Source organism: Burkholderia sp. HI2714, assembly GCF_002223085.1.
Taxonomy (GTDB): Bacteria; Pseudomonadota; Gammaproteobacteria; order Burkholderiales; family Burkholderiaceae; genus Burkholderia; species Burkholderia lata_D.
This window is the reverse complement of sequence record NZ_NKFM01000037.1, coordinates 74,722-100,266: the sequence shown is the minus strand read 5'-3', so window position 1 is coordinate 100,266 and position 25,545 is coordinate 74,722. Positions and strand designations below refer to the sequence as shown.

25 protein-coding genes are annotated in these 25,545 nt (G+C 67.3%); 15 read left to right on the top strand and 10 right to left on the bottom strand.

The window, feature by feature from the left end:
- Positions 1-43 precede the first annotated feature (43 nt).
- On the top strand, positions 44-1,051 hold the full coding sequence (locus tag CFB82_RS20950) for a quinone oxidoreductase family protein (RefSeq protein ID WP_089485118.1): 1,008 nt from the start codon (positions 44-46) through the stop codon (positions 1,049-1,051).
- 96 nt (positions 1,052-1,147) lie between these two features.
- On the opposite strand, the gene CFB82_RS20945 is transcribed toward CFB82_RS20950, so the two are convergent.
- Positions 1,148-2,077 (bottom strand): 2-hydroxyacid dehydrogenase, encoded by a 930-nt coding sequence (locus CFB82_RS20945; protein ID WP_089485117.1) that lies wholly within the window; start codon positions 2,075-2,077, stop codon positions 1,148-1,150.
- Positions 2,078-2,243: 166 nt separating this feature from the next.
- Between CFB82_RS20945 and osmF the strand changes: the two genes are divergently transcribed.
- The 7 genes from osmF to CFB82_RS20910 all read left to right on the top strand — a co-directional run bounded on the left by osmF (position 2,244) and on the right by CFB82_RS20910 (position 7,732).
- Positions 2,244-3,167: a glycine betaine ABC transporter substrate-binding protein OsmF gene (gene osmF, locus CFB82_RS20940; protein WP_089485116.1), complete on the top strand. Its 924-nt coding sequence runs from the start codon at positions 2,244-2,246 to the stop codon at positions 3,165-3,167.
- Positions 3,164-4,342, top strand: coding sequence for an ABC transporter permease (locus CFB82_RS20935; RefSeq protein WP_089485115.1), 1,179 nt, complete (start codon positions 3,164-3,166; stop codon positions 4,340-4,342). The genes osmF and CFB82_RS20935 overlap by 4 nt, the downstream gene beginning before the upstream one ends.
- Complete coding sequence (locus tag CFB82_RS20930) at positions 4,339-5,277, top strand: ABC transporter ATP-binding protein (RefSeq protein ID WP_089485114.1); 939 nt, start codon at positions 4,339-4,341, stop codon at positions 5,275-5,277. Before CFB82_RS20935 ends, CFB82_RS20930 begins: the two co-directional genes overlap by 4 nt.
- Entirely contained in the window at positions 5,274-6,041 is a 768-nt protein-coding gene (locus tag CFB82_RS20925) for an ABC transporter permease (protein ID WP_089485113.1), read from the top strand. The genes CFB82_RS20930 and CFB82_RS20925 overlap by 4 nt, the downstream gene beginning before the upstream one ends.
- Positions 6,042-6,073: 32 nt before the next feature.
- Positions 6,074-6,469, top strand: coding sequence for an NAD(+)--rifampin ADP-ribosyltransferase (gene arr / locus CFB82_RS20920; RefSeq protein WP_069252417.1), 396 nt, complete (start codon positions 6,074-6,076; stop codon positions 6,467-6,469).
- A gap of 158 nt (positions 6,470-6,627) precedes the next feature.
- Positions 6,628-7,311, top strand: a complete 684-nt coding sequence (locus CFB82_RS20915; protein ID WP_089485112.1) for a lytic transglycosylase domain-containing protein — start codon at positions 6,628-6,630, stop codon at positions 7,309-7,311.
- 22 nt (positions 7,312-7,333) lie between these two features.
- The gene (locus tag CFB82_RS20910) at positions 7,334-7,732 is read left to right on the top strand and encodes a lysozyme inhibitor LprI family protein (protein ID WP_089485111.1); all 399 of its coding nucleotides are present in this window, start codon (positions 7,334-7,336) and stop codon (positions 7,730-7,732) included.
- 22 nt (positions 7,733-7,754) lie between these two features.
- Here the strand turns inward: CFB82_RS20910 and CFB82_RS20905 are convergent, their stop codons facing one another.
- On the bottom strand, positions 7,755-8,630 hold the full coding sequence (locus CFB82_RS20905) for a LysR family transcriptional regulator (RefSeq protein ID WP_089485110.1): 876 nt from the start codon (positions 8,628-8,630) through the stop codon (positions 7,755-7,757).
- A 173-nt stretch (positions 8,631-8,803) separates the two neighbouring features.
- Here CFB82_RS20905 and CFB82_RS20900 point away from each other — a divergent pair, with 173 nt between their 5' ends.
- Positions 8,804-9,877, top strand: coding sequence for an alkene reductase (locus CFB82_RS20900; RefSeq protein ID WP_089485109.1), 1,074 nt, complete (start codon positions 8,804-8,806; stop codon positions 9,875-9,877).
- 73 nt (positions 9,878-9,950) lie between these two features.
- Here the strand turns inward: CFB82_RS20900 and CFB82_RS20895 are convergent, their stop codons facing one another.
- From CFB82_RS20895 to CFB82_RS20860, 8 genes are all read right to left on the bottom strand, one after another.
- Positions 9,951-11,303, bottom strand: coding sequence for a HipA domain-containing protein (locus tag CFB82_RS20895; protein ID WP_089485108.1), 1,353 nt, complete (start codon positions 11,301-11,303; stop codon positions 9,951-9,953).
- On the bottom strand, positions 11,303-11,626 hold the full coding sequence (locus tag CFB82_RS20890; protein ID WP_069252423.1) for a helix-turn-helix domain-containing protein: 324 nt from the start codon (positions 11,624-11,626) through the stop codon (positions 11,303-11,305). Before CFB82_RS20890 ends, CFB82_RS20895 begins: the two co-directional genes overlap by 1 nt.
- A 243-nt stretch (positions 11,627-11,869) precedes the next feature.
- Entirely contained in the window at positions 11,870-12,310 is a 441-nt protein-coding gene (locus CFB82_RS20885; RefSeq protein ID WP_011354099.1) for a dihydroneopterin aldolase, read from the bottom strand.
- Entirely contained in the window at positions 12,307-12,939 is a 633-nt protein-coding gene (locus tag CFB82_RS20880; protein WP_089485107.1) for a sarcosine oxidase subunit gamma, read from the bottom strand. The genes CFB82_RS20885 and CFB82_RS20880 overlap by 4 nt, the downstream gene beginning before the upstream one ends.
- The gene (locus tag CFB82_RS20875) at positions 12,929-15,940 is read right to left on the bottom strand and encodes a sarcosine oxidase subunit alpha family protein (protein ID WP_089485106.1); all 3,012 of its coding nucleotides are present in this window, start codon (positions 15,938-15,940) and stop codon (positions 12,929-12,931) included. The genes CFB82_RS20880 and CFB82_RS20875 overlap by 11 nt, the downstream gene beginning before the upstream one ends.
- A complete protein-coding gene (locus CFB82_RS20870) occupies positions 15,937-16,236 on the bottom strand; it encodes a sarcosine oxidase subunit delta (RefSeq protein ID WP_089485105.1) in 300 nt (99 codons plus the stop codon). The genes CFB82_RS20875 and CFB82_RS20870 overlap by 4 nt, the downstream gene beginning before the upstream one ends.
- A 26-nt stretch (positions 16,237-16,262) precedes the next feature.
- Positions 16,263-17,507, bottom strand: a complete 1,245-nt coding sequence (locus CFB82_RS20865) for a sarcosine oxidase subunit beta family protein (protein ID WP_089485104.1) — start codon at positions 17,505-17,507, stop codon at positions 16,263-16,265.
- Between the two features lie 16 nt (positions 17,508-17,523).
- Positions 17,524-18,909, bottom strand: coding sequence for an L-serine ammonia-lyase (locus CFB82_RS20860; protein WP_089485103.1), 1,386 nt, complete (start codon positions 18,907-18,909; stop codon positions 17,524-17,526).
- Positions 18,910-19,199: 290 nt separating this feature from the next.
- Between CFB82_RS20860 and CFB82_RS20855 the strand changes: the two genes are divergently transcribed.
- The 6 genes from CFB82_RS20855 to CFB82_RS20830 all read left to right on the top strand — a co-directional run bounded on the left by CFB82_RS20855 (position 19,200) and on the right by CFB82_RS20830 (position 25,492).
- Complete coding sequence (locus CFB82_RS20855) at positions 19,200-20,267, top strand: GlxA family transcriptional regulator (protein WP_089485252.1); 1,068 nt, start codon at positions 19,200-19,202, stop codon at positions 20,265-20,267.
- A gap of 189 nt (positions 20,268-20,456) precedes the next feature.
- The gene (locus tag CFB82_RS20850) at positions 20,457-21,161 is read left to right on the top strand and encodes a FadR/GntR family transcriptional regulator (RefSeq protein ID WP_011354089.1); all 705 of its coding nucleotides are present in this window, start codon (positions 20,457-20,459) and stop codon (positions 21,159-21,161) included.
- 49 nt (positions 21,162-21,210) lie between these two features.
- Positions 21,211-22,101: an L-threonate dehydrogenase gene (ltnD, locus tag CFB82_RS20845; RefSeq protein ID WP_089485102.1), complete on the top strand. Its 891-nt coding sequence runs from the start codon at positions 21,211-21,213 to the stop codon at positions 22,099-22,101.
- A 19-nt stretch (positions 22,102-22,120) separates the two neighbouring features.
- The gene (gene otnK / locus CFB82_RS20840; protein WP_089485101.1) at positions 22,121-23,419 is read left to right on the top strand and encodes a 3-oxo-tetronate kinase; all 1,299 of its coding nucleotides are present in this window, start codon (positions 22,121-22,123) and stop codon (positions 23,417-23,419) included.
- Positions 23,416-24,054 carry a 3-oxo-tetronate 4-phosphate decarboxylase gene (gene otnC / locus CFB82_RS20835; protein ID WP_089485100.1) on the top strand — a complete coding sequence of 213 codons (639 nt, stop codon included), beginning with the start codon at positions 23,416-23,418 and terminating at the stop codon, positions 24,052-24,054. The genes otnK and otnC overlap by 4 nt, the downstream gene beginning before the upstream one ends.
- Positions 24,055-24,166: 112 nt before the next feature.
- The gene (locus CFB82_RS20830; RefSeq protein WP_089485099.1) at positions 24,167-25,492 is read left to right on the top strand and encodes an MFS transporter; all 1,326 of its coding nucleotides are present in this window, start codon (positions 24,167-24,169) and stop codon (positions 25,490-25,492) included.
- Positions 25,493-25,545 lie beyond the last annotated feature (53 nt).

The window sequence follows — 25,545 nt, the reverse complement described above, 5'->3', positions numbered from 1 at the left end:
CATATCCCGGGGGCAACGCCCCCGCATCCAGCGAGTCTTTCCCATGAACACCATGAATGCCATTCAGATCGATCGTTTCGGCGATCCCTCCGTCCTCCGTCCGGTCGTGATCGAGCGCCCGACACCGGCTCCCGACGAAGTCCTCGTGCGTGTGACGCGCGTCGGACTGAATTTCGCGGAAACACTGCAACGCGCCGGTACCTACCCTGGCCCGGCGCCGACTTTGCCGGCGATATTGGGATCGGAAACGGTCGGCACCGTCGAAGCCGTGGGCGCGAACGTGCGGGACTTCCGCGTCGGCGAGCGGGTGGCCGCGGCGCTGTTCGGCGCAACGAGCGGAACCGGCGGCTATGCCGAATATGTGACGGTACGCGCCACGCTGATCGTCGCGATTCCCGACGCAGTGTCGGACGACGACGCCGTCGCGGTCATGCTGCAGGGACTGGTCGCCCGCTTGCTGCTGCGCGAGACGCCGGTGGCCGCGAGATCCGTCGCCATCACCGCGGCAGCCGGGGGCGTCGGTTCGATGCTCATCCAGCTGGCAAGACTCGACGGCGCAAGGACGATCGTCGGCCTGGCCGGCTCCACGGAAAAGCTATCGACGGTGCGGGCGCTCGGTGCCGATCAGGCCGTCAGCTATCGCGACGACGCGTGGGCCGATCGACTGGGCGCCGCAACCGGCGGCACGGGCCCCGACGTCGTCTTCGATTCGATCGGTGGCGTCGTGGCCCGCACGCTTGCGTCCAGCCTTGCGCCGCACGGTCGTTTCGTCGCCTATGGCGCGGCAAGCGGCCACTTGCTGACGGTCGATGAAAGCCTGATGAACGCGCTCATCTTCGGCTGCCGCTCGCTGTCCGGTTTCGCCTTGCATGCGTTCCTCGCCGATCACGTCGTGCAGCAAACGCTCGGCGAGCTGTTCGGCTTGCTGGCCACCGGCGCGCTGAAACCGCTGATCGGGGGCAGCTACGCGTTCGACGCGATCGTCGACGCGCATGTGGCGCTCGAGTCGGGCGGCACGACCGGCAAGCTCGTGCTGCGTATCGATCGATAGCGCTCCGCATCCGCCCTCGACCGTCGCGGGACGCCTCTCACGCGGACATCGATCACGGACGAAACGGTGGGCGGCGAATCACCGTTCGGGCGCCGCTCAAACCGGCGTCAACACCGGCCGCCCTGAAAAGTGCCGCTCGGCATTGTCGATGAACTGCCGCACCGACCGATCGAGCGCCTCGGGCGACCAGCCGCCCATGTGCGGCGTCAGCACGACGCTGTCGAGGTCCGTCAGTGCGCGCGGCGGCTCGGGTTCGCCTTCGTACACGTCGAGCCCCGCGCCCGCGATGCGGCCTTCGCGCAACGCCTCTGCCAAAGCAGCGGTATCGACAACACTGCCGCGTGACACGTTGACGACGAATCCGCCTGGGCCGAGCGCGTCGAGCACCGCACGATCGATCAGGTGCCGCGTGCCCGCGCCGCCCGGTGTCGCGACGATCAGGAAATCGGCCCACTGCGCGAGCGCGTCGACGCGGTCGAAATAGCGATAAGGGACTTGCTTCTCCGACCGGTTGTGATAACCGATCTCGATGTCGAAGCCGACCGCGCGGCGCGCGCACTTCTCGCCGATCTTGCCGAGCCCGACGATGCCGAGCTTCTTGCCCGACACGTTCGGCGGCATCGCCAGTCCGTCGCGCCACACGCCCGCGCGCGTTTTCGCATCGAGCTGCACGACGTTGCGCACGGTCGCGAGCAGCAGCGCGAATGCGTGATCGGCCACGCAATCGTCGTTGGTGCCGGCCCCCGTGACCACGGTAACGCCGCGCGCCTTGGCATGCGTCACGTCGATGTGCTCGTAGCCGGCGCCGAGTGCGCTGACGAACGTGAGTTGCGGAAGACGATCGATCTCGGCGGCGGTGAGCCCCGTGCTGCCGTTGGTCAGCACCGCGCGTAGGGTGCCGCCGTGTTCGGCGATCGCGCGTTCGCGTGCTTCGGATGTCGGGGCGTAGCGCACGTCGAACGACGCGGCGATCTCGCGATGCGCGTCACCGCGCAATGCGATGAGAACCAGCAGCTCGGGCTTCATGTCAGGAAGTGTCGGCAAGGCGGGAACGGATTCAGTGTAACAAGCCTGCAACACGGATGCGGGTAATCCCCACACGGGCTGTGGGCACGCCGCCGCACGCGGTTTGCCAAAGCCGGCTCAGTCAAGTAACTTTCGGCGTACGCCCCCGTCCTGGAGATTGGCCCGTATGAAGCTCGCCCTGCCCGCCCGGATCCTGGGCCTCGCGTTCGCCGCCGCGATCGTCGCGCCCGGCGCGCATGCCGACACGCCCGTCGTGGTGTCGTCGAAGATCGACACCGAAGGCAACCTGCTCGGCAACCTCATTTCACAGGTGCTGAAGGCCCACGGCATTCCCGTCACCGAAAAGATCGCGCTCGGCACCACGCCGATCGTGCGCAAGGCGCTCACGAGCGGCGAGATCGACGTCTACCCCGAATACACCGGCAATGCCGCGTTCTTCTTCAACAAGGCGGACGATCCGCTGTGGAAGAACGCGAGCCAGGGCTACGACACCGCGAAGCAGCTCGACTACGCGGCGAACCATCTCGTCTGGCTCACCCCGGCGCCCGCGAACAACACGTGGGGCGTCGCCGTGCTCGCACCGGTCGCGCAGTCGCAGCACCTGAAGACCTTCTCCGATTTCGGCAAGTGGGTTGCCGGCGGCGGCAAGGTGAAGCTCGCGGCGTCGGCCGAATTCGTGAACAGCGCATCGGCGCTGCCGTCGTTCGAGAAGGCGTACGGCTTCAAGCTGAAGCCTGACCAGCTCGTCGTGCTGTCCGGCGGCGACACGGCCGCGACCATCAAGGCCGCCGCGAACCAGACCGACGGCGTGAATGCCGCGATGGTCTACGGCACCGACGGCGGAATCTCGTCGAGCGGCCTCGCGGTGCTCGACGACGACAAGCACGTGCAGCCCGTCTACGCGCCCGCGCCGGTGATCCGCGAAGCCGTGCTGAAAGCGCATCCGCAAATCGCCGACTACCTGAAGCCCGTGTTCGCGAGCCTCGACCTGAAGACGCTGCAGTCGCTGAACGCGCGCATCCAGATCAACGGCGAACCGGCCGCCGGCGTCGCGAAAAGCTACCTGAAAGCGAAGGGCTTCGTTAAATGACGGGTCGCGCGGCAGCGTCCGCGCGGCGCATCACGGCGGACAAGGTCGGCATCCTGATCGGGGTCCTGACGATCGTCGCGGTGCTCGGCCTGCCGTTCGCGGTGCTGCGGCCGAACCGCATCGCGGCCGGCACCGACCTGTCGGTGTTCGCCGCGCTGCCGGCCCTGCAGGGCGCCGTGCTCGCCGCACTGTGGATCGTCGGCGCGCTGTGGGCGATGACGGCGAGCCGCCCCACCTGGCGCCTCGCGGCCGGCTGCGCGTGGCTCGCGACGCTCGCGTACGCGGTCGGCGCGGCCGCGACGCACGTCGTCGCACCTGACGACACGCTCGCGCGCGTGTCGCCCTCCTCCGGCGTCTGGCTGCTGCTGTTCGCGTGGGCCGTGCTCGTCGCGGATGCGCTCGCACGGCTCGCATTCGGCCCGTGGCGGCGTCTCGCCGCGCTCGTCGTCGCGATAGCAGCGATTTCGGTGCCGCTCGCGAGCGGCTGGTGGGACGGCCTCTCGGTGATGCGCGAATACGCGGTGCGCAGCGACGACTTCTGGATCGAGGCGATCCGGCACGTATCGCTCACCGGTGGCTCGGTGGCTGCCGCGCTCGTCGCGGGCGTGCCGCTCGGCATCGCCTGCGCGCGCATCGCGGCGGTGCGTACCGTCGCGATGCCGGTGCTCAATATCGTGCAGACGATCCCCAGCATCGCGATGTACGGGCTGATGATGGCGCCGCTCGGTTTGCTCGCCGCACACGTGCCGCTCGCGGCCGCGCTCGGCATCCGCGGCATCGGCGTAGCACCAGCCGTGCTCGCGCTGTTCCTGTATTCGCTGCTGCCGATCGCGTCGAGCGTCGTGGTCGGGCTCGGCCAGGTGCCGCCGCATGTGACCGAAGCGGCGCGCGCGATGGGCATGACGCGCGCGCAGCGATTGCTGCGCGTCGATCTCGTGCTCGCGCTGCCGGTGATCCTGAGCGGCGTGCGCATCGTGCTCGTGCAGAACATCGGGCTGACCGCGGTCGCCGCGCTGATCGGCGGCGGCGGCTTCGGCACCTTCATCTTCCAGGGGATCGGGCAATCGGCCGCCGATCTCGTGCTGCTCGGCGCGATCCCGACGATCGCGCTCGCGCTGGTGGCGGCCGTCATATTCGAAGCCGCGACCACGCTCGCGAAGGGGCGTGCAGGATGATCGAGATCGAACGTGCGGGCAAACGCTTCGGCGATATCGTCGCCGTCGACGACGTCTCGCTGACGATGAAACGCGGCACGATCACCGCGCTCGTCGGCGCATCGGGCAGCGGCAAGTCGACGCTGCTGCGCATGATCAACCGGCTGATCGCGCCCACCAGCGGCACGATCCGCATCGACGGCGTCGATACGGCCACCGTGGCGCCCGAGCAGCTTCGTCGCGGCATCGGCTATGCGATCCAGGGGCACGGGCTGTTTCCGCACTGGAGCGTCGCGCGCAACATCGCGACCGTGCCGCGCCTGCTCGGCTGGCCGGCCGAGCGCATCGATGCGCGCGTGAACGAATTGCTCGACCTGTTCCATCTCGCGCCCGCCGAGTTCGCGGACAAGCTGCCGCACGAACTGTCGGGCGGCCAGCAGCAACGCGTCGGCGTCGCGCGCGCGCTCGCGGCCGAGCCCGCGATGCTGCTGATGGACGAGCCGTTCGGTGCGCTCGATCCGATCATCCGCAACAAGGCGCAGGACGACCTGTTTGCCTTGCAGCGCCGCCTCGGCATCACCGTCGTGATCGTCACGCACGATATCGAGGAAGCGCTGAAGCTCGGCGACACGATCGCGGTGATGGACGGCGGCCGGCTGCTGCAGGTCGCTTCGCCGGCCGAGATTCTCGGCAAGCCGGCGGCCGGCGTCGTCGAGCAGCTCGTCGCGGGCGTCGACCGGCCGCTGCGCCTGCTCGCGCTGACACCGATCGACGCGGTGGCCGAACCCGGTCATGCCGACGGCGAACCGATCGCCGCGACGCGCACGCTGCGCGATGCGGTGTCGGAGCTGCTGTGGCGTGGTGTCGATGCGCTTCCAGTGGAAGATGGCAACGGCCACAACACGCGCCGCATCACGCTCGATGCGATCCGTGCGCACGCAAGGAAACCCGCATGACGACGCACGGCAGCACGCGGCCCGGGCGGTCGGCACTTCCCGCCTACATCGCACGCGCAGCCGCGCTCGCGCTGCTGCTCGTGCTGCTGTTGCGCCCCGCCTGGCTGCAAGGCTTGTTCGCGCCGTTCGCGGACAACGGCGCGCCCGTCATCTACGATCGCGCGAGTCTGCTCGACCTCACACTTGCGCATCTCGGCACGGTCGCGTTGTCGAGCGTGATCGGTACGATCGTCGCGGTCGCGGCCGGCATCGCGGTCACGCGGCCGTGGGGCGCGGATTTCCTGCCAGTCGCGCGCAGCGTCGTCGACATCGGCCAGACCTTCCCGCCCGTCGCGGTGCTCGCGCTCGCGGTGCCGGCCGTCGGCTTCGGCTTGAAGCCCGTGCTGATCGCGCTCGTGCTGTATGGCCTGCTGCCCGTGTTCGAAAGCACGATCGCGGGGCTCGAGGACGTGCCGCGCGACGTCGTCGATGCCGCACGCGGGATGGGGATGAGCGGTTGGCAGCAACTGATATCGGTCGAGCTGCCGCTCGCGTTTCCGGTGATCGTCAACGGCGTCCGGCTCGCGGTCGTGATCAATCTCGGCACTGCGACGATCGGCTCGACGGTTGCCGCGCGCGGGCTCGGCGACGTGATCATCGCAGGGCTGCAGACGTCGAATACCGCGTTCGTGCTGCAGGGCGGCGTGATCGTCGGGCTGCTCGCGGTGCTCGTCAGCGATGCGATCGGCGCGATTGCACGGGTGGCGGCCGCACGGCGCGCGTAGAAGCCGTTGCGCGATTTTTGGAAGGAGAAACCATGACCGTTCCGGACACCGGCCCGTTTTTTCATGGCACGAAAGCGGATCTGCGGATCGGCGACTTGCTGACGGCAGGCTTCCGATCGAATTATCGCGATGACGTCGTGATGAATCACATTTACTTCACGGCCTTGCCCAAAGGCGCGGGCCTGGCTGCGGAAATGGCCAAAGGCGACGGCCGACCGCGGGTCTACATCGTCGAACCCACCGGCGAATTCGAAAACGACCCGAACGTCACGGACAAGAAATTCCCGGGCAATCCGACGCGATCGTATCGGAGCACATCGCCTTTGAAGATCGTTGGCGAACTCGAGAGCTGGGAACCCTACGATCCGGCGTTCATCCAGCAGCTCAGAATCCGCATCGAAACCGGCATCGGCGAGATCATCAACTAGCGTTCATCCGGACTCCGATGCGTGTCCGCGCAACGATCGGTTCCCCGATCGGCTCGCCACGACACAAACCTACATGCCGCTTTCATTCGAACCGGCACTCGACCACCGGCCGCGATTGGCCGATATACTAGGCGCCTTCCCATTCCCCGCACTCCACCATGCGACGGTTTCTCTGGCTGATCGTGCTTTCGCTCGGCATCGCGCAACAGGCGTCGGCGCAGCAAGCGCCCGCACCGCCTGCGTCCGCGCCCGAGGCAGCCGCATCGGCGCCGTCCGTCGCATCCGCGCCGCTCGCCGACGCCAACGATCAGCCCAACGAAGCAAACCGCCGCATCACGTCCTACCTGACGAAGAAGTTCGGCGTCGCGAAGGAACGGGCCGCGAAGCTCGCCGATATCGTGAGCGTCACTGCGACGAAATATTCGCTGCCTCCCGCGCTCGTTTACGCCATTATTTCGATCGAATCGCGCTTCCAGGAAAAGGCACGCGGCCAGCATGGCGCGACCGGGCTGATGCAGGTCGTGCCGACCGCGCACCGCGGCCTGGTTCGCAACGTGAAGGACCTGACCGACCCGAACGCGAACGTCGAAGTCGGGTCGGCGATCCTGTCCGGCTACGTGAGGGCGGCCGGTGGCGACGTGCGGGCCGGACTGAGGAGCTACAGCGGCGGCTCGAACGCGTATGCGGCGAAGGTGATGCAGCGCGTCGATTCGTTCCGCTTCGTGCTCGAACCTGACGACGATGCGAAAGCCTCGAATCCCGCGAATTCCGCGAACGATGCGAAGGCCCGCATGGTGCCGGTCAGCGAAAAGACGAGCCCGACGTCGGCCCGCGGCAACTAGTCTCCCCCTTCGTTCGACGCGCATGCGCCATGCCACCCGCCTCCTTGCCGTCGCCGCGCTGACGATCGGCCACACCGCTGCGTTCGCCGCCGTCGATTGCGAGAAACACGCGCTGACGATGAACGACATGCGGACCTGCGTACTCGGTCAAAACGACCAGGCCGTCGAGCGCGCATACCGGTCGCTCGAGCGCAAGCTCAAGCAGCGCAACCCCGATGCCGCCAGCGCACTCGCGAAGTCGCAGGCAAGCTGGACCCGCTTCGCCGACGACACCTGCGACTACGTGAAAACCGCCAATCCGCAACAGATGATCCCGGAAGACGCGCGGATGAACTGCTGGGTCGATTTCAGCCAGGCACGCGTGCGCATCCTGAAGAAATGGGAAGCGCAGCTGGACGCACCGCCACCGGCACAGAACTGAACGACGAACGGCTACCCGCCCGTCACGCCTGCGCGAAACGCTCCCGCAAGAACTCGATGAAATGCTGCGTCTTCGCGGGCAGCAGCCGCGTCTCCGTCATCGCGTAGACCGCAATCGGCTCGCCTTCCCATGCCGGCATCACACGGCGCAACCGGCCGGCGGCCAGATCGTCCGCGACGATCGCTTCGGACAGCACGATGATGCCCGCATCGAGCGTGGCCAGACGCCGGAGCATGCCGACGCTGTTCGACCCGAACCGGCTGCTCACCGGCACCTCGACAGAACGCGCGCCGTCGTGCAGCGTCCATGACCCGCTCCGCTGCAGGCCGAGGCACGCGTGCCGCACGAGGTCTTCAGGCTCGCGAGGCTCGCCGGCGCGCGCGAGATAGCCTGGCGACGCATACAGGTAGTTCCGGAGCGTCGCAAGCCGCCGCGCGATCAGCTGCGAGTCCTCGGATGGCCCCATGCGGATCGCCACGTCGAACGGTTCGCTCACCAGGTCGACACGCCGCGATGTCAGCTCGAATTCGAAGGTCAGCTTCGGATAACGATTCCCGAATTCGACGACCAGCGGCGCCAGAATGACCACCGCGAAATCGACCGGAAACGAGGCGCGCAGCACGCCGGTCGGCTCCGCCAGCAGGCCGCCGAGCTGCTCGTGCGCGAGCCGCGCCTCGTCGACGATGCGCTTGCAGCGCTCGAAGTAGAGCTGGCCGGCCTCGGTCAGCTCGATCCGGCGCGTCGTGCGATGCAGCAGCCGCAGCCCGATCGCCTTCTCCAGCGCGCTGATGCGCCGCGACAGTGTGGAGTTCGGCATCCCCAGCGCCTCGGCCGCACTGCGAAATCCCTTCGCCTTCACGACTTCGACGAACAACGCCATGTCGTTCAGCAGTTCCATGCCAACTGCTCCATCAATGGATCAATGTTATCCAGATTACCCGGTTTATCCCGAAAAGGAAGCAATGGATGATGGGTGTGTGGAGGCGAGGTCGGCACACCCCGTGCGCGGCCGGCGCCCGAGGCGGCACCGTCCTGGCGCCGCTATCCCGAATCTCGAGGAGCTGACGCATAATGAGCCAACTGTTCACCCCGGTCCGCGTGGGCCGATATACGCTGGAAAACCGCCTGGTCATGGCGCCGATGACCCGCAGCCGCGCCGCCCTCGACGGCACGCCCGGCGAATGGGCCGCCGAGTATTACGCGCAGCGATCGAGCCTCGGCCTGATCGTCAGCGAAGGCACGCAGCCATCTGACGACGGGCAAGGCTACCTGACGACGCCCGGCATCTATACCGACGCGCACGTCGCCGGCTGGAAGGCGATCAGCGACCGCGTGCATGCACGCGGCGGCCGGTTGTTCATCCAGCTGATGCATGTCGGGCGCATGTCGCATCCCGACAATACGCCGCATCACCGGCAGGCCGTCGCGCCGTCGGCGATCGCGCCGAACGCGCCGATGTTCACGATGAAGGGGATGCTGGACATCCCCGCACCGCGCGCGCTGACGCTCGACGAAGTGCGCGCGACCGTGAACGACTTCCGCATCGCCGCGCGCCGCGCGATCGAGGCGGGCGCCGACGGTGTCGAGATTCACGGCGCGAACGGCTACCTGATCCAGCAGTTCTTCGCGCCGAATGCCAACACGCGCACCGACGCGTACGGCGGCTCGATCGAGAACCGCGCGCGCTTCGCGATCGAGGTTGCCGCGGCAATCGCCGACGAGATCGGCGCGGATCGCACGGCCATCCGCGTGTCGCCCGGCAACACGCTGGGCGGCCTCGACGAAGGTGCGGAAGGGCCGGAGCTGTATCGCCACCTCGCGACGGAACTCGACCGTCTCGGCCTCGCCTACCTGCACGTGATGCATCAGGGCAACGAAGCGCTGCTGGCCGACCTGCGCGCACGCTGGAACGGCACGCTGATCCTGAACCGGCCGGGCCGCACGCGCGACGCGATCGGCACGGACGTGGCGTCGGGGCTGGCCGATCTCGAAGCGTACGGGCAGATGGTGCTGGCGAATCCGGATTTCGTGACGCGGGTGAAGACCGGCGCACCGATGAACGATGCGCGGCGCGAGACGTTCTTCGGCGGCGATGCGCGTGGGTATGTCGACTATCCGGCGCTGGATGGGGCGGCTGCGGCTTGATGCGTCGGTTCAGGGTGATCGCAAGGACATGCGGGAACGCATGTCGCGGCGATCGCCCGGTGAATGCCCGATTTCAAAGCAGATCGATGTTCACCTTGGACACCATAGGCGCAATACGCAGCACGCGGTCGGCCTGAGCACACACGTACTCCGAAATATTGCCTACCCATCCACGTTCGTCGCCCACGTAGATGTCGGACTTTGCCAACTCAGGCGCGATCTCCGTCGCCAGACGCGCCATCTTCGACATTTCCCGCGCGACGAACGATGGCCGGATCTGTATGCGATGCGCAAAATCCGCGAGCGCGAACGCGGTCAGTTCCTCCGTGCGAAACACGTCCCCATAAGCCATCGCCATATCCTGGACGTACGCGTCGCCATACACGTTGACGCAAACGAGGTCGTAAAGCGGCGCCGGCGCAAGCCCGCCACCGCTGACGAAAAACGAGATGTTCTTGCCATGCGCGTCGCTGTTGCCGATCAGCAGTTGCAGCAGGGCCCAGCGCAGCATTGCCGCGCGCGCGGCTGCCGGCGTCTCGAGATACGGCGTCAGCGAGAACAGCTTCTCGAAGCTCACGCCTTCGCGAATATTGCGCACGTCCGCGTTGTTGCCGAGGTTGCGTTCGTACTTGAGCGTCGCCGGCATGTCCAGTGCCTGGCATCCGTCGATGACATGAAGGCGCCGCACCGCACTGACGCGCTTCGAATCGTCCGGCTCGGTCGTCACGATCCGGTCGAAGCGCTCGATGAGCAGAATCGGCTCCGGGATGCGGCGAATCTCGACGGGCGCCACTGGCAGCCCCATGCGCGCGGCCAGCGTCATGCAGAAATGTTCATTGGCGACCATGAACGGCGCATGCGGGTTGCCCGACTCCGGCTTCAGAATGTGCGTGCTGCTGAGCGCCCCTTCGACGAGTGCAATTTGCTCCCCCTCGACCAGCACCTGCAGTTTGTCCTGATGGCCGGCAATCGACAGCCGGACCTGGCCGTCCCACACCGGAAACGGGATCGCGTCGCGCTTGCGAATGCGGTCGGTCAACTCTTCCGCGGATATCACGCGACGTTCGGACGCGAGGGCTTCCGGGGCTTGTGCGTTCTCTCCGTCGTCCGGCAGGAAACTCAGCGCGCCGACCGGCTCCTTGCCGAGCATCCGGATCAGACCGAACACGTTGTCCTTCGATAGCTGATACATCGCCGCGGCCACTTCGAGCGCGCGCCCCTCGGGCAACAGATTGCCGATGAAGCGCTGCACCGCTCCCACGGGAAGCGAACGACCGTGGAGCGGAATGCACGGCGACAACGCGAACGCATCCGCGCGCGCCTGCCACGCCGGGTCATACGAAAAACCGTAGTCATCCTGACGGGCGTCGTAAGTCAGTTGCCCGACGGGCGAACCGTTGGTCGAGATGCGCAGGCGATGAACCATCACGCGCCCTCCCGCGACCCCGCCGGAACAGGCGGCTCGGCCAGTTCATGCAAGGCCTTGCGTGCGACAGGCACTTCGCGCTTCGGTACGACGAGCAAATTGAGTCCGAGACCGTCGAGCACCTTGAACAACTTGTCGAGGCTCACCGCCCGGCCGTTTTCGAGCCGCGACAGCACGTCCTTGGAGACGCCGAGCATATCGGCCGCGTCGTCGATCCGCATCTGGTTCTGCGCCCGCCGGTTGCGGACGAGCGCCCCCAACGCCGCGAGATCCTGCGCAAGCGGGTCGGGTGATGCAATCGGGCGGGGTAAGGTGCGGGCCATAATTCCGGGATACCAGGAACAAAATGCCGACGAGCGTGCGTCGACGGCATTGTTACGAGAATATCGGAATTATAGGCTTGAATACCGGTGAGGGCGATTGTTCTCATATTTCAGGAACAAATAGCATCATGCTCACGGTCGACGGATTATTCTTATATTTCAGGAACTATACAGGCGCGACACGTGCCACGCTGGCGGCCGACCGGCATCGTTTCGATGCGCTCGTCGACCGCCTCTCCCACATCAAAACTGCCCCGCCGCGCCCGTCCACCGCAAATAATCCCCGCGCGTCCAGTCGAGCGACACGCCGACCCGTTTCGTGCCGGGCCGGATCTTCGGCTTGTACACCGACAGCGTCAGCGACTCCAGCGCCGGCCATTCGCGGAACGACAGCACCGCGATATCGGCGACGAGCGTCTCGAGCAACCGCGTATGCGGCTTGTGCGACAGGAACGCGGCAAGGCGCGCGCAATAGCCGTCGTAATCGATCCACTCGCCCTGCTCGCTCGGCTCGCACCGGTAGCCGAGCCGTGCATCGATCACGATCGGCTGCGGCGCTTCATGCTCGTGCGCATGAATGCCGATCCGCGCGGGCACCTTCAGTTCGTCGACGAACACGCTCCAGCCGCGCCCGCGCAGGCGCGGCGCGTCGATCGCCACGAACGGTTCGTCGAACGGCTTCATGATGCGAGCGGCGCGGCCGCGTCGAGCATGATGCGCACGAAGTAGTCGGCGAAGCTGCGGCGCAGGACGATCTCGAACGCATCGTCACCGGTCGGGATCAGCACGATCGACGACTTGAAGTAATGCGACTGCGCGCACTGGCCCGGCTTGAACACACGCGGGTGGAGATCGAGCGGGCAGCCGCGCGCGAGCACGTCGCGCACGCGTTCGCCGCTGATCTCGACGACCGTATAGCCGCTGCCGACGTCGACGGCGGCCGCATACGAACCCTGCACGGCTTCCGCGAGTTGCGCCTCCAGCACGCCGGCCTGCACGGGTCCGTTCGAGCGCACGAGCCACTCGTCGGGGCCGAGCCACAGCACGTCGTACTCGGCGCCGCGCGCGACCGTGTTCGGCGCCGCGGGCGGCCGGCAGCCGACCACGCGCTCGAACGCGCTCACGAACGCCGGATCGCTCAACTCGCCGCGCACGTTGACGAGATCGAGGAACGGCCGCTCGCGCAGCGTGAACTTCTTCGATGCGCGCGCCTGGTGCGGCTTCAGCACGTCGGCCGCGCCGACGAACGGCGATTCAAGCGTCACGCCGCCCGCGCCCGCCACCTGCGTCTGGTTTCTCGTTTCATTCCACATGCTGACGCACCCCTTCGGTATCGTAGAAAACCGGGCTCGAGATCTTCGCGGTGATGCGCTTGCCGTTGGCCAGCGGAATCACGACGCTCTCGCCCATCTTGTTCAGGCCGCCCTTCACCACCGCGAGCGCGATCGAGCGCTTCAGGATCGGGCTGTAGTAGCTCGACGTCACGTGGCCGATCATCGGCGTCGGATCGACCGCCGACACCTGCGTGTCCTTCGCGATGATCTGCGCGCCTTCCGGCAGCACGAACTGTTCGTCCTCGGTCAGCAGGCCGACGAACTGCTTGCGGCCTTCCTTCGCGGTGTCCGAACGCGACAGCGAACGCTTGCCGAGGAAGTCCTTCGACTTCGCGACGACGCCGCCCATCCCGAGGTCGTACGGCGTAATCGAGCCGTCGGTATCCTGGCCGACGATGATGTAGCCCTTCTCCGCGCGCAGCACGTGCATCGTCTCGGTGCCGTACGGCGTGATGTCGAACTCGGCGCCGGCCGCCATCAGCGCTTCCCACACAGCGCGGCCCGCATTCGCCGGCACGTTCACTTCATAGGCAAGCTCGCCCGAGAAGCTGATCCGCATCACGCGCGCCTTCGCGCCCGCGACGGTGCCGTTCCGGTAGCTCATGAACGGGAACGCCTCGTTGCCGAAGTCGATGTCCTGGCACACCTTCTGCACGACCTTGCGGCTCTTCGGGCCGACCACCGCGAACGTCGCCCAGTGATCGGTGACCGACGACAGCCGCACCTTCATATCGGGCCATTCGGTCTGCAGCCAGCGCTCGAGCCACGTCAGCACGCGCGCCGCGCCGCCCGTCGTGGTCGTCATCATGAAATGCTGGTCGGCGAGGCGCACCGTCACGCCGTCGTCGAACACCATCCCGTTCTCGTCGAGCATCAGCCCGTAGCGGCACTTGCCCACTTCGAGCTTGTTCCACGGGTTCGTGTACATCCAGTTCAGCAGCTTCACCGCGTCCGGACCCTGGATGTCGATCTTGCCGAGCGTCGACGCATCGAGGATGCCGACGCTGTTGCGCACCGCGAGGCATTCGCGCTTCACGGCCGCATGGAGATCCTCGCCGTTCTTCGGGAAGTACCACGGCCGCTTCCAGTTGCCGACGTCCTCGAACAGCGCGCCGTGCTCGACGTGCCACTCGTGCACGCAGGTCTTGCGGATCGGGTCGAGGAAATCGCCGAGCTCGCGGCCCGCGAACGTGCCGAACGACACGGGCGTGTAGTTCGGGCGGAACGTCGTCGTGCCCGTTTCCGGAATCGTCTTGCCGAGCGCGCCCGCGAGGATCGCCATCCCGTTGATGTTGCCGAGCTTGCCCTGGTCGGTGCCGAAGCCCATCGCCGTGTAGCGCTTCACGTGCTCGACCGACTCGAAGCCTTCGCGTGCGGCCAGCAGGATGTCCGCGGCCGACACGTCGTTCTGGAAGTCGACGAACTGCTTCGGCCCGCGCGCCGCGGCTTCGCGGCTGCCGACCAGCCACAGCGGCTGCAGTGCGCCTTCGACGGTTTCCGCGACCTGCGGCGCGACCGCGCGCTGCTCAGCGGTGAAACCCGCCGCCTTCGCGGCTTCCACGCCCGCATCGACCGCGAGCCGCAGCGCGCGCGCCAGGCCGAATTCGCCGGCCGCGGCACCGATGCTCGCTTCCGCCTGCACGGGCTTGCCCGGCAGGAAGCATGCCTTCTCGTCGTTCCAGCAGGCCTTGCCGCCCGACTGCGCGAACAGGTGCAGCACCGGGCTGAAGCCACCCGACATCGCGACGAGGTCGCACGGCAGCGTCTGCAGCTTGCCGCCGGTCTGGCCGTTCGAGTAGGACGCGACGTCGACCGACGATACGCGCCACTTGCCCGATGCGACCGTCACGACCGCGCCGCTCATCACCGTCACGCCCTGCCGCTTCGCGGCGGCCGGCAGCGCGCCGTTCGACGATGCGCGCGAATCGACGACCGTCACCTTCGCGCCGCACGCCTTCAGGTCGAGCGCGGTCTGGTAGGCGCGATCGTTGTTCGTGAACACGACCGCGTTGCGGCCCGGCAGCACGCCGAAGCGATGCACGTAGGTGGACACCGCGCCGGCGAGCATCACGCCCGGCAGGTCGTTGTTGCCGAACACGATCGGACGCTCGTGCGCACCGGTCGCGAGGATCACGCGCTTCGCGCGGACCTTCCACAGCAGCTCGCGCGTGCCCTTGCGCATCGACACCGGCAGGTGATCGGTCAAACGCTGCGTGACCGTCACGAGGTTGTGGTCCTGGTAGCCGAACGCGGTGCTGCGCGACAGGATCGTCACGTCGGGCAGCTTGCGCAGCTCGGCCTCGATCTTCTCGACCCACTGCAGCGCGGGCTTCGCGTCGATCTCGGCGCGGCAGGACAGCAGGCTGCCGCCGAGCTCGCGCTGGTCGTCGACGAGGATCACGCGTGCGCCGGCCGTGGCCGCCGCATGCGCGGCCGCGAGACCCGACGGGCCACCGCCGACCACGAGCACGTCGCAGTGCGCGTAGCACTTGTCGTAGCGATCGGCGTCGAGCGCTTCCGGCGCCTTGCCGAGGCCGGCTGCTTCACGGATCTTCTCTTCATACTTCGGCCACATGTTGCGCGGCCACATGAACGTCTTGTAATAGAAGCCGGCCGGCAGGAAACGCGACAGCTTCTGGTTGATCGCGTACTTGTCGTTCTCGAGCGACGGCTCCGCGTTCACGCTGGACGCGACGAGCCCCTGGTACAGCTCGATCTCGGTCGCGCGTGCGTTCGGCACCGTGTACGGGCCCGATTCGAGCTGCACGACGGCGTTCGGTTCCGCGACGTCCGCCGTCACGATCCCGCGCGGACGGTGGTACTTGAAGCTGCGCGCGACGAAGTGCACGCCGTTCGCGAGCAGCGCGGACGCGAGCGTGTCGCCCTGGAAGCCCTGATACGTGCGGCCGTTGAACGTGAAGGTCAACGGAATTGCGCGATTGATGCGGCCACCGGTGCCGAGGCGGTCTTTCTGGCTCATTTGCCCGTGCCCTCTTCGTGTGCGTTGCCGGCAGCTTCGCCACCGAACTTTTCGTAGCCCTTGATATCGTAGGTCACCGTGTCGCGCGTGACCTTGAACCAGCGGCGGCAGCCCTGTGCGTGCAGCCATTGCTCCTTGTGCAGCCCGCGCTTGTTCTCGCGCATGAACACGTACTCGCCCCATTCGCGGTCGGTCATGTTCTCGTTGTTCACGGGGCGCACGATGTCGGCTTCACCACCGCACGAGAACTCGGATTCGGCGCGCGGCCCGCACCACGGACATTCGATCAGCAACATGTTTCTTTCTCCTTCAGTGCGGGGGGTTAGTGCGCGACGGCGGCGGCGCCGTGCTCGTCGATCAGGTGGCCCGTGTAGAAACGGTCGAGCGCGAACGGCGCGTTCAGCGGATGCGGTTCGTCGCGGGCGATCGTGTGCGCGAACACCCAGCCCGAGCCGGGCGTCGCCTTGAAGCCGCCGGTACCCCAGCCGCAGTTGAAATAGAGGCCCTTCACGTCGGTCTTGGTGATGATCGGGCACGCGTCCGGCGACACGTCGACGATGCCGCCCCACTGGCGGTTCATCCGCACGCGCGAGAACACCGGGAACATCTCGACGATCGCCTGCAGCGTGCTTTCGATGATGTGGAAGCTGCCGCGCTGGCCGAAGCCCGTGTACTGGTCGATGCCGGCGCCGATCACGAGATCGCCCTTGTCGGACTGGCTGATGTACGCGTGCACCGCGTTCGACATGATCACCGAGTTGACGACCGGCTTGATCGGCTCGGACACCAGCGCCTGCAGCGGGTGGCTCTCGATCGGCAGGCGCACGCCGGCCATGTCGGCGAGCGTCGTCGTGTTGCCGGCCGCGACCACCGCAACCTTCTTCGCCTTGATGAAGCCCTTCACCGTGTCGACGCCGACCACCGCACCGCCTTCGCGGCGAATGCCCGTCACCTGGCAGTTCTGGATGATGTCGACACCCGCGCGGTCCGCGCCGCGTGCGAAGCCCCAGGCCACCGCGTCGTGACGCGCCACGCCCGCGCGGCGCTGGATCGACGCGCCGAGCACCGGGTAGCGGCTGTTCAGGTTGATGGTCGGCTCGATTTCCTTGATCTGCGTGGGCGTCAGGAATTCGGCGTCGACGCCGTTCAGCCGGTTCGCGTTCACGCGGCGCTCGGTGTCACGCACGTCCTGCAGCGTGTGGGCCAGGTTCATCACGCCGCGCTGGCTGAACATCACGTTGTAGTTCAGGTCCTGCGACAGCCCTTCCCACAGCTTCATCGCCTTTTCGTACAGCGCGGCCGATTCGTCCCACAGATAGTTCGAGCGCACGATCGTCGTGTTGCGCGCGGTGTTGCCGCCGCCGATCCAGCCCTTCTCGAGGATCGCGACGTTCGTGATCCCGTGCTCTTTCGCGAGGTAGTACGCGGTCGCGAGGCCGTGGCCGCCGCCGCCGACGATCACGACGTCGTATTCCTTCTTCGGTTCCGGGCTCTTCCACTGCTTTTCCCAGTTCTCGTGATACGAGAGGCCGTTGCGGAACAGGCTGAATATCGAGTAGCGGCTCATGTGAGTGATCCTTCGTTTAGCATTCGATGACGTTCACGGCCAGACCGCCGCGTGACGTTTCCTTGTATTTCGTCTTCATGTCGGCGCCCGTCTCGCGCATCGTCTTGATGACCGAATCGAGCGACACGTAGTGCTGGCCGTTGCCCTTGAGCGCCATGCGCGACGCGTTCAGCGCCTTGATCGCGCCCATCGCGTTGCGCTCGATGCACGGGATCTGCACGAGCCCGCCGACCGGGTCGCAGGTCATCCCGAGGTTGTGCTCCATGCCGATCTCGGCGGCGTTCTCGACTTGGGTCGCCGTGCCGCCCATCACCGCGGCGAGCGCGGCGGCGGCCATCGAGCACGCGACGCCCACCTCGCCCTGGCACCCCACTTCCGCGCCGGAGATCGACGCAGTTTCCTTGTAGATGATCCCGATCGCCGCGGCCGTCATCAGGAATTCGACGATGCCGGCTTCGTTCGAGCCCGGCACGAACTTCACGTAGTAGTGCAGCACCGCGGGAATCACGCCGGCCGCGCCGTTGGTCGGCGCGGTGACGACACGGCCGCCCGCCGCGTTCTCCTCGTTGACGGCAATCGCATACAGGTTGACCCAGTCGAGCATCGACAGCGGGTCGCGCAGCGACTCTTCCGAGCGCTCGCGCAGGCGGGCGTTCAGCTCGGCCGCGCGGCGCTTCACGCGCATCGGGCCCGGCAGGTCGCCCTCGACCTTGCAGCCGCGCTCGACGCAGGCGGCCATCGTGCGCCAGATCGCGAGCAGCCCGGCGCGCACTTCGTCGGCGGGACGCAGCGCGCATTCGTTGCGCATCATCAGCTCGGCGATCGACAGCCCGTGCTCGCGGCACTGGCGCATCAGGTCGTCGCCGGTGCGGAACGGATACGGCACCTCGACCGCCGCGCGCACGCCGTTCACGCGATCGCCGTCGCGGTTCACGACGAAGCCGCCGCCGACCGAGTAATACTCTTTCTCGACGAGCAGCTGGCCGTGCTCGTCGAAGGCCTGGAAGCGCATCCCGTTAGGGTGCACGATGCTCGTGCCGCTCATCAGCTTGCGATAGAAGCCGATGTGCTCCTTTTCCTCGAAGCGGACGGTCTGCTTGCCGAGCAGCGACAGCGATTTCTCCGCGCGGATCGCGGCAAGCCGCGGCTCGATCAGGTCCGGATCGATCGTGTCGGGCAGGTGGCCCTCGAGGCCGAGCAGCACGGCCTTGTCGGTGCCGTGGCCCTTGCCGGTCGCGCCGAGCGAGCCGTATAGTTCGACCCGCACGCGGCGCACGAAACCGAGCAGGTTCGCGTCCTCCACGTGCGACGCGAAGCGGCACGCGGCGATCATCGGGCCGACCGTATGCGAACTGGACGGGCCGATGCCGATCTTGAACAGGTCGAAGACGCTGACGTTCATCTGGCTTCCTCTGGGTGGGGCACACGTGAAATGACGTTGGCGCCAGTACATCAAAGCGTAAAATCGGCCGATAGAACAAAAACGGCATCGGCGTGGGATAGCGCCGCCAAGCGCCACGTCGGCAGGCCCGAAAGTGCGTTTTGGCGATGGTTCGCGACGGAAAACCACAAGTCGTGCCGGAACCGATCAGCGACGCTGGCTGCATCCGCCCCGCCCGACCGCCGTACCCGCATGCCCCGTATCAACAGACTGAGTGAGACCGCCCGCCCGGCGTGAAGAGATTGGCCGCGATGACAACCGACGTACCCGCTTCCCCCCTCGCAGAACCCGTGCCGCGGCGTATCCGCTTCGGCATCGTGCTGCTGCCGAACTTCACGCTGACGGCCTTCTCGGGCTTCGTCGACATGCTGCGGCTGTCGGCGGACGACGGCGACTACAGCAAGCCCGTGCGCTGCGCGTGGAGCGTGATCGGCGAAACGCTGGCGCCGGTGCGCGCGAGCTGCGGGATCCAGATCACGCCGTGGGAAACCTTCGATGGGGCCGAACCATTCGACTACGTGGTCGTGGTCGGCGGGCTGCTGCACTCGGGGCCGCAAGCCGGCCCCGAAACGCTCGAGTTCGTCCGCCGCTCGGCGGCGGGCGGCGCGACGGTCGTCGGGATCTGCACGGGCGTGTTTACGCTGATGCGCGCGAAGGTGCTCGACGGCTATCGCACCTGCGTGAGCTGGTTCCACTACTGGGATTTCATCGAGCGCTTCCCGAGCGCCGATCCCGACCTGCTGATCGCCGACCGCCTGTTCGTGATCGACCAGCGCCGCATCACCTGCTCGGGCGGCCGCGCGTCGATCGACGTCGCCGCCGCGATCCTGCTGCGCCATTTCGACCACGCGACCGTGCAGAAGGCGCTGCGCATCCTGCTCGTCGGCGAGATGCAGAAAGGCAATGCACCGCAGCCGCATCCGCCGGGCCTCGAGCCGGCCACGCACCCGAAGGTCAAGCGCGCGATTCTTCTGATGGAACAGCATGTCGGGCGCTCGCTGCCGCTCGAGGAACTCGCGTGCAAGCTCGATTTGTCGACGCGGCAGCTCGAGCGGCTGTTCAAGGCGGAAACGGGCAAGAGCCCGCAGGCGTTCGCGAAGCAGGTTCGGCTGCGCACGGCCGCGTGGCTGTTGACCAGCTCCGACCGCACGGTGGCCGATATCGCGTCGAGCTGCGGATTCGCCGATGCGTCGCACCTCGGACGCGAGTTCCGCAAGCAGTTCGGCGTGCCGCCGGCGACTTATCGGGAACGTGGCGGGGAAGTGGCGGAAGCCGGCGCGGCAATCGCGGCGGACCCCGTCGAGGACATCGCCGACTGACGGCGACGGGCCCCCGCTCCTTATCCAACCGTTCGCGCATCGACACTCGAACGCATCGGTTTAGACTCAATTGGAACCGGTTCCATTCAATTTAACCGACGTTGCACTCCGTTAACCGAGGGTTATCCCGGATGCTGACGCATCTTCAAATTTGTATGATGACCACATAACCTTACAAACCAGAGCACCATGTTCGAGAAAATTCCCGCCCGTGCGATGAGCGACCATGTCGCGCAGCAATTGCTCAAGCAGATCGAAGTCGGCAGTTTCTCCGCCACCGGCAAGCTGCCGACGGAGGCCGTGCTCGCGCAGGAATTCGGCGTGAGCCGCACGGTGATTCGCGAGGCGATCTCGCGGCTGAAGAACGAAGGCGTGGTCGAGCCGCGCCAGGGCAGCGGCGTGTACGTGAACCAGCACGGCGCGATCCGGCCGCTGCGGATCGACTATGCGGAGGCCGTCGAAGCCACGTCGCTGCCGCACCTCCTTGCGGTGCGCCGCGCGATCGAGGCCGAGGTCGCGGCCGAAGCCGCGTTGAACCACACCGATGAAGACATGGCCGACATCGACGATGCGCTGCGCAAGATCGACGACGCGGTGGCCGAGGGGCGCGATGGCGTCGCGGAAGACGTCGCGTTCCACCGCACGATCGCGGCCGTCACCGGCAACCCGTATTTCCTGAAGACGCTGCAGTTCCTGAACCAGTACCTCGAAGCCGGCGTGAAGGTCACGCGGCGCAACGAAGCGACGCGCGAGGACTTCTCGCGCCAGGTGCGCGAGGAACACGCGGCGATCGCCGACGCGATCCGCGCGCGCGACCCGATGGCCGCACGCAACGCGGCGCGCACGCACATGTACAACGCCGCCCGCCGCCTCGCGGAAGCCGGCATTTGCTGAACCCGGCGGCCGCCCCGCCGCCCCTTTCCCGAATCGATCAAGGTTGACCATGTCACGAAATGTTGGAGTCATCGGCCTGGGCGCGATGGGCCTCGGCGTCGCCCGCTCGCTGCTGCGCGCCGGCCTGCGCGTCCGCGCATGCGACGTGCGCGACACGGTGCTGCAGGCGTTCGCCGCCGAAGGCGGCATCGCCTGCGCGACGCCGGCCGAACTCGGCGCGCAGTGCGACGTCGTCGTCACGCTCGTCGTCAATGCCGCGCAGACCGAAACGGTGCTGTTCGGCGAGCACGGTGCGGTCGCGGCGATGAAGCCGGGCGGCGTCGTGATCGCAAGCGCGACCGTCGCACCGGAATTCGCGGTGGCGCTCGGCGCGCGCATCGAGGCGGCCGGCCTGCAGATGCTCGATGCGCCGGTATCCGGCGGCGCCGCGCGCGCGGCCTCCGGCGAGATGACGATGATGACGTCGGGCCCGGCCGCCGCCTACGCGGGCTGCGAGGACGTGCTCGCCGCGATCGCCGGCAAGGTCTATCGCCTCGGCGACGCGCACGGCATCGGCTCGAAAGTGAAGATCATCAACCAGCTGCTGGCCGGCGTGCACATCGCGGCAGCGGCCGAGGCGATGGCGCTCGGCCTGCGCGAAGGCGTCGATGCGGACGCGCTGTACGACGTGATCACGCACAGCGCCGGCAATTCGTGGATGTTCGAGAACCGCGTGCCGCACATCCTGAACGGCGACTACACGCCGCTGTCGGCCGTCGACATCTTCGTGAAGGATCTCGGCCTCGTGCTCGATACCGCGCGCCGCAGCAAGTTCCCGCTGCCGCTGTCGGCCACCGCGCACCAGATGTTCATGAGCGCGTCGAGCGCCGGCCACGGCGGCGAGGACGATTCCGCCGTGATCAAGACTTTCCCCGGCATCACGCTGCCGCCCGCCCGCTGATTCGACCGACGCTTCTGCCATGACCGCTTCCGCTTCCCGTCCCCTGCTCGGCTGCATCGCCGACGATTTCACCGGCGCGACCGATCTCGCGAACATGCTCGTGAAGAGCGGCATGCGCACCGTGCAGACGATCGGCGTACCCGCCGACGATGCCGCTGACACCACGCTCGACGCCGACGCGATCGTCGTCGCGCTGAAGTCGCGCACGATCCCCGCCGCCGACGCCGTCGCGCAATCGCTCGCCGCATACGAATGGCTGCGCGCGCAGGGCTGCCGGCAGTTCTTCTTCAAGTACTGCTCGACGTTCGATTCGACCGACGCAGGCAACATCGGGCCCGTCGCCGATGCGCTGCTCGATGCGGCCGGCGGCGGCTTCACGATCGCGTGCCCGGCGTTCCCCGAGAACGGCCGCACGATCTATCGCGGCCACCTGTTCGTCGGCGATGTGCTGCTGAACGAATCGGGGATGGAGAATCATCCCCTCACGCCGATGAAGGACGCGAACCTCGTGCGCGTGCTGCAACGGCAGACGAAGTCGCCGGTCGGCCTGATCCGCTACGACACGATCGCGCTGGGCGCGGCCGCCGTGCGCACGCGGATCGAGCAACTGCGCGCGGAAGGCGCGCGCTTCGCGATCGCCGACGCGCTGTCGGATCGCGACCTCTACGTGCTCGGCGAAGCGTGCGCGGGCCTGCCGCTCGTCACCGGCGGCTCGGGCATCGCGCTCGGCCTGCCCGCGAATTTCCGCCGCGCGGAGCAACTGCCCGAGCGCGACAACGCGGCGTCGCTGCCGCGCATCGAAGGGCTCTCGGCCGTGCTCGCCGGCAGCGCGTCGAAGGCCACCAACGCGCAGGTCGCCGCATGGCGCGCCACGCGGCCGAGCTTCCGCATCGATCCGCTCGCGGCATCGCGCGGCGAACCCGTCGTCGAGCAAGCACTCACCTTTGCGCGCTCGCACCTGCCGCAGCCGGTGCTGATCTATGCAACGGCCACGCCCGACGAAGTGAAGACCGTGCAGCAGGCGCTCGGCGTCGACGCGGCCGGCCATCTCGTCGAAGCCACGCTCGCGGCGATCGCGCGCGGCCTGCGTGATCTCGGCGTGCGCAAGTTCGTCGTCGCCGGCGGCGAAACCTCCGGCGCGGTCGTGCAGGCGCTCGACGTGAAGTCGCTGCAGATCGGCGCGCAGATTGATCCGGGTGTGCCGGCGACGGCCACCATCGACGCGCAGCCGCTCGGCCTCGCGCTGAAGTCCGGCAACTTCGGCGCCACGGACTTTTTCGACAAGGCGCTGCGCGCGCTGGACGGAGCCGCACGATGAGCGACGAAGCGAAACTGCGCGAAGAGATCTGCGTGGTCGGCGCGAGCCTGTATGCGCGCGGTCACGCGGTCGGCAGCGCCGGCAACATCAGCGCGCGCCTGCCCGACGGCTGGTTGATCACGCCGACCGATGCGTGCCTCGGCCGGCTCGACCCGAACGACATCGCGAAGGTCGGCCTCGACGGCCAGCCCGTATCGGGCGGCAAGCCGTCGAAGACGCTCGCGCTGCATCGCGGCATCTACGCGCGCAATGCCGAAGCGAACGGCGTCGTCCACACGCATTCGACGCATCTCGTCGCACTGACGCTCGCGGGCGTGTGGCGCGACACCGACGTGCTGCCGCCGATCACGCCGTACTACGTGATGAAGGTCGGCCACATTCCGCTGATCCGCTACCGCCGCCCCGGCGATCCGGGCGTCGCGGCCGAAGTCGCGGCGCTCGCCGACCGGGTGCGCGGCGTGCTGCTCGACCGCCTCGGCCCCGTGATGTGGGGACCGTCGGTGTCGAACGCGTCGTATGCGCTCGAAGAGCTCGAGGAGACGGCGCGGCTGTGGCTGATGACGCACCCGAAACCCGAGCCGCTCGACGACGCCGCGCTCGACGAACTACGCGCCAGCTTCGGCGCGCGCTGGTAGCGACGCGCCGCGCAACGATTCCCATGCCCGCCGTGTGCGCGGGCCCTTCCGTCAGCACACACACGACCGGCGACGTACGCGCCGCCGGCACACGACATCATTGGAGACGACGATGACTGCTCTCGACGCGGCCGCTGGCCGCTCGCCCGCCGCGCCCGCCCATGCCGCGGAACTCGACCGCACCTACAAGAAAGTGTTCTGGCGCATCGTGCCGTTCCTGATGCTCTGCTACGTGGTCGCGTATCTCGACCGCGTGAACGTCGGCTTCGCGAAGCTGCAGATGTCGCAGGATCTCGCGTTCAGCGAAACGGTGTTCGGGCTCGGCGCCGGCATTTTCTTTCTGGGCTATTTTCTGTTCGAACTGCCAAGCAACCTGCTGATGCATCGCATCGGCGCACGTATCTGGATCGCACGGATCATGATCACGTGGGGCCTGCTGTCCGCGCTGTTCGCATTCGTGCAGACGCCGACGCAGTTCTACGTGCTGCGCTTCCTGCTCGGCCTCGCGGAAGCCGGCTTCTATCCCGGCGTGATCCTGTACCTCACGTACTGGTTCCCGTCGCATCGCCGCGCGAAGATCATCGCGGTGTTCATGTCCGCGATCCCCGTGTCGGGCATCTTCGGCAACCCGCTGTCGGGCTGGATCATGGAGCGCTTCCACGGCGGCTCGGGCTTCCACGGCTGGCAATGGATGTTCATGATCGAAGCCGTGCCGGCCGTGCTCGTCGGCATCGCGACGATCCTGTATCTCGACAACAGCATCCGCAGCGCGAAGTGGCTCGACGCGCGCGAAAAGCAGCTGCTGGAGGACGAGATCGCCGCGCAACCGCAGGAACAGCAGAAGCACGGCCATTCGCTGAAGGCCGTGTTCGCGGACCCGCGCATGTGGTGGATGTCGCTGATCTACTTCGCGTTCGTCACGGGCCAGTACGGCCTCACGTTCTGGATGCCGACACTAGTCAAGTCGACCGGCATCACCGATACGCTGCAGATCGGCCTGCTGTCGGCCATTCCGTTCGTCGTCGCGATCGTCGTGATGAACCTGTTCGGCCACAGCGCGGACAAGCGCCGCGAACGCCGCTGGCACCTGATCGTGCCGGCGCTGATGGGCGCGCTCGGGTTTGCGGTCGCCGCGTCGTACTCGCACAATACGGCGGTGTCGATCGTGTTCCTGTCGCTCGCGGCGGGCGGCGTGCTGACCTGCGCCCCGCTGTTCTGGTCGCTGCCGACCGCGTTCCTCGCGGGCTCCGCGGCCGCCGCCGGGATCGCGATCATCAACTCGGTCGGCAACCTCGCCGGGTTCGCGAGCCCGTACGTGATCGGCTACCTGAAGGACGTCACGCACAGCACGGCGTCCGGCATGTACGTGCTCGCCGCGATGCTCGTGATCGGCGCGATCGCCGTGTGGCTCACGCCCGCGAAACTCGTGAACCGCTGATTCGCCGAGCCGCCGATCCGGCCGCCATTCGACGCGGGGCGCCGTGCGCCCCG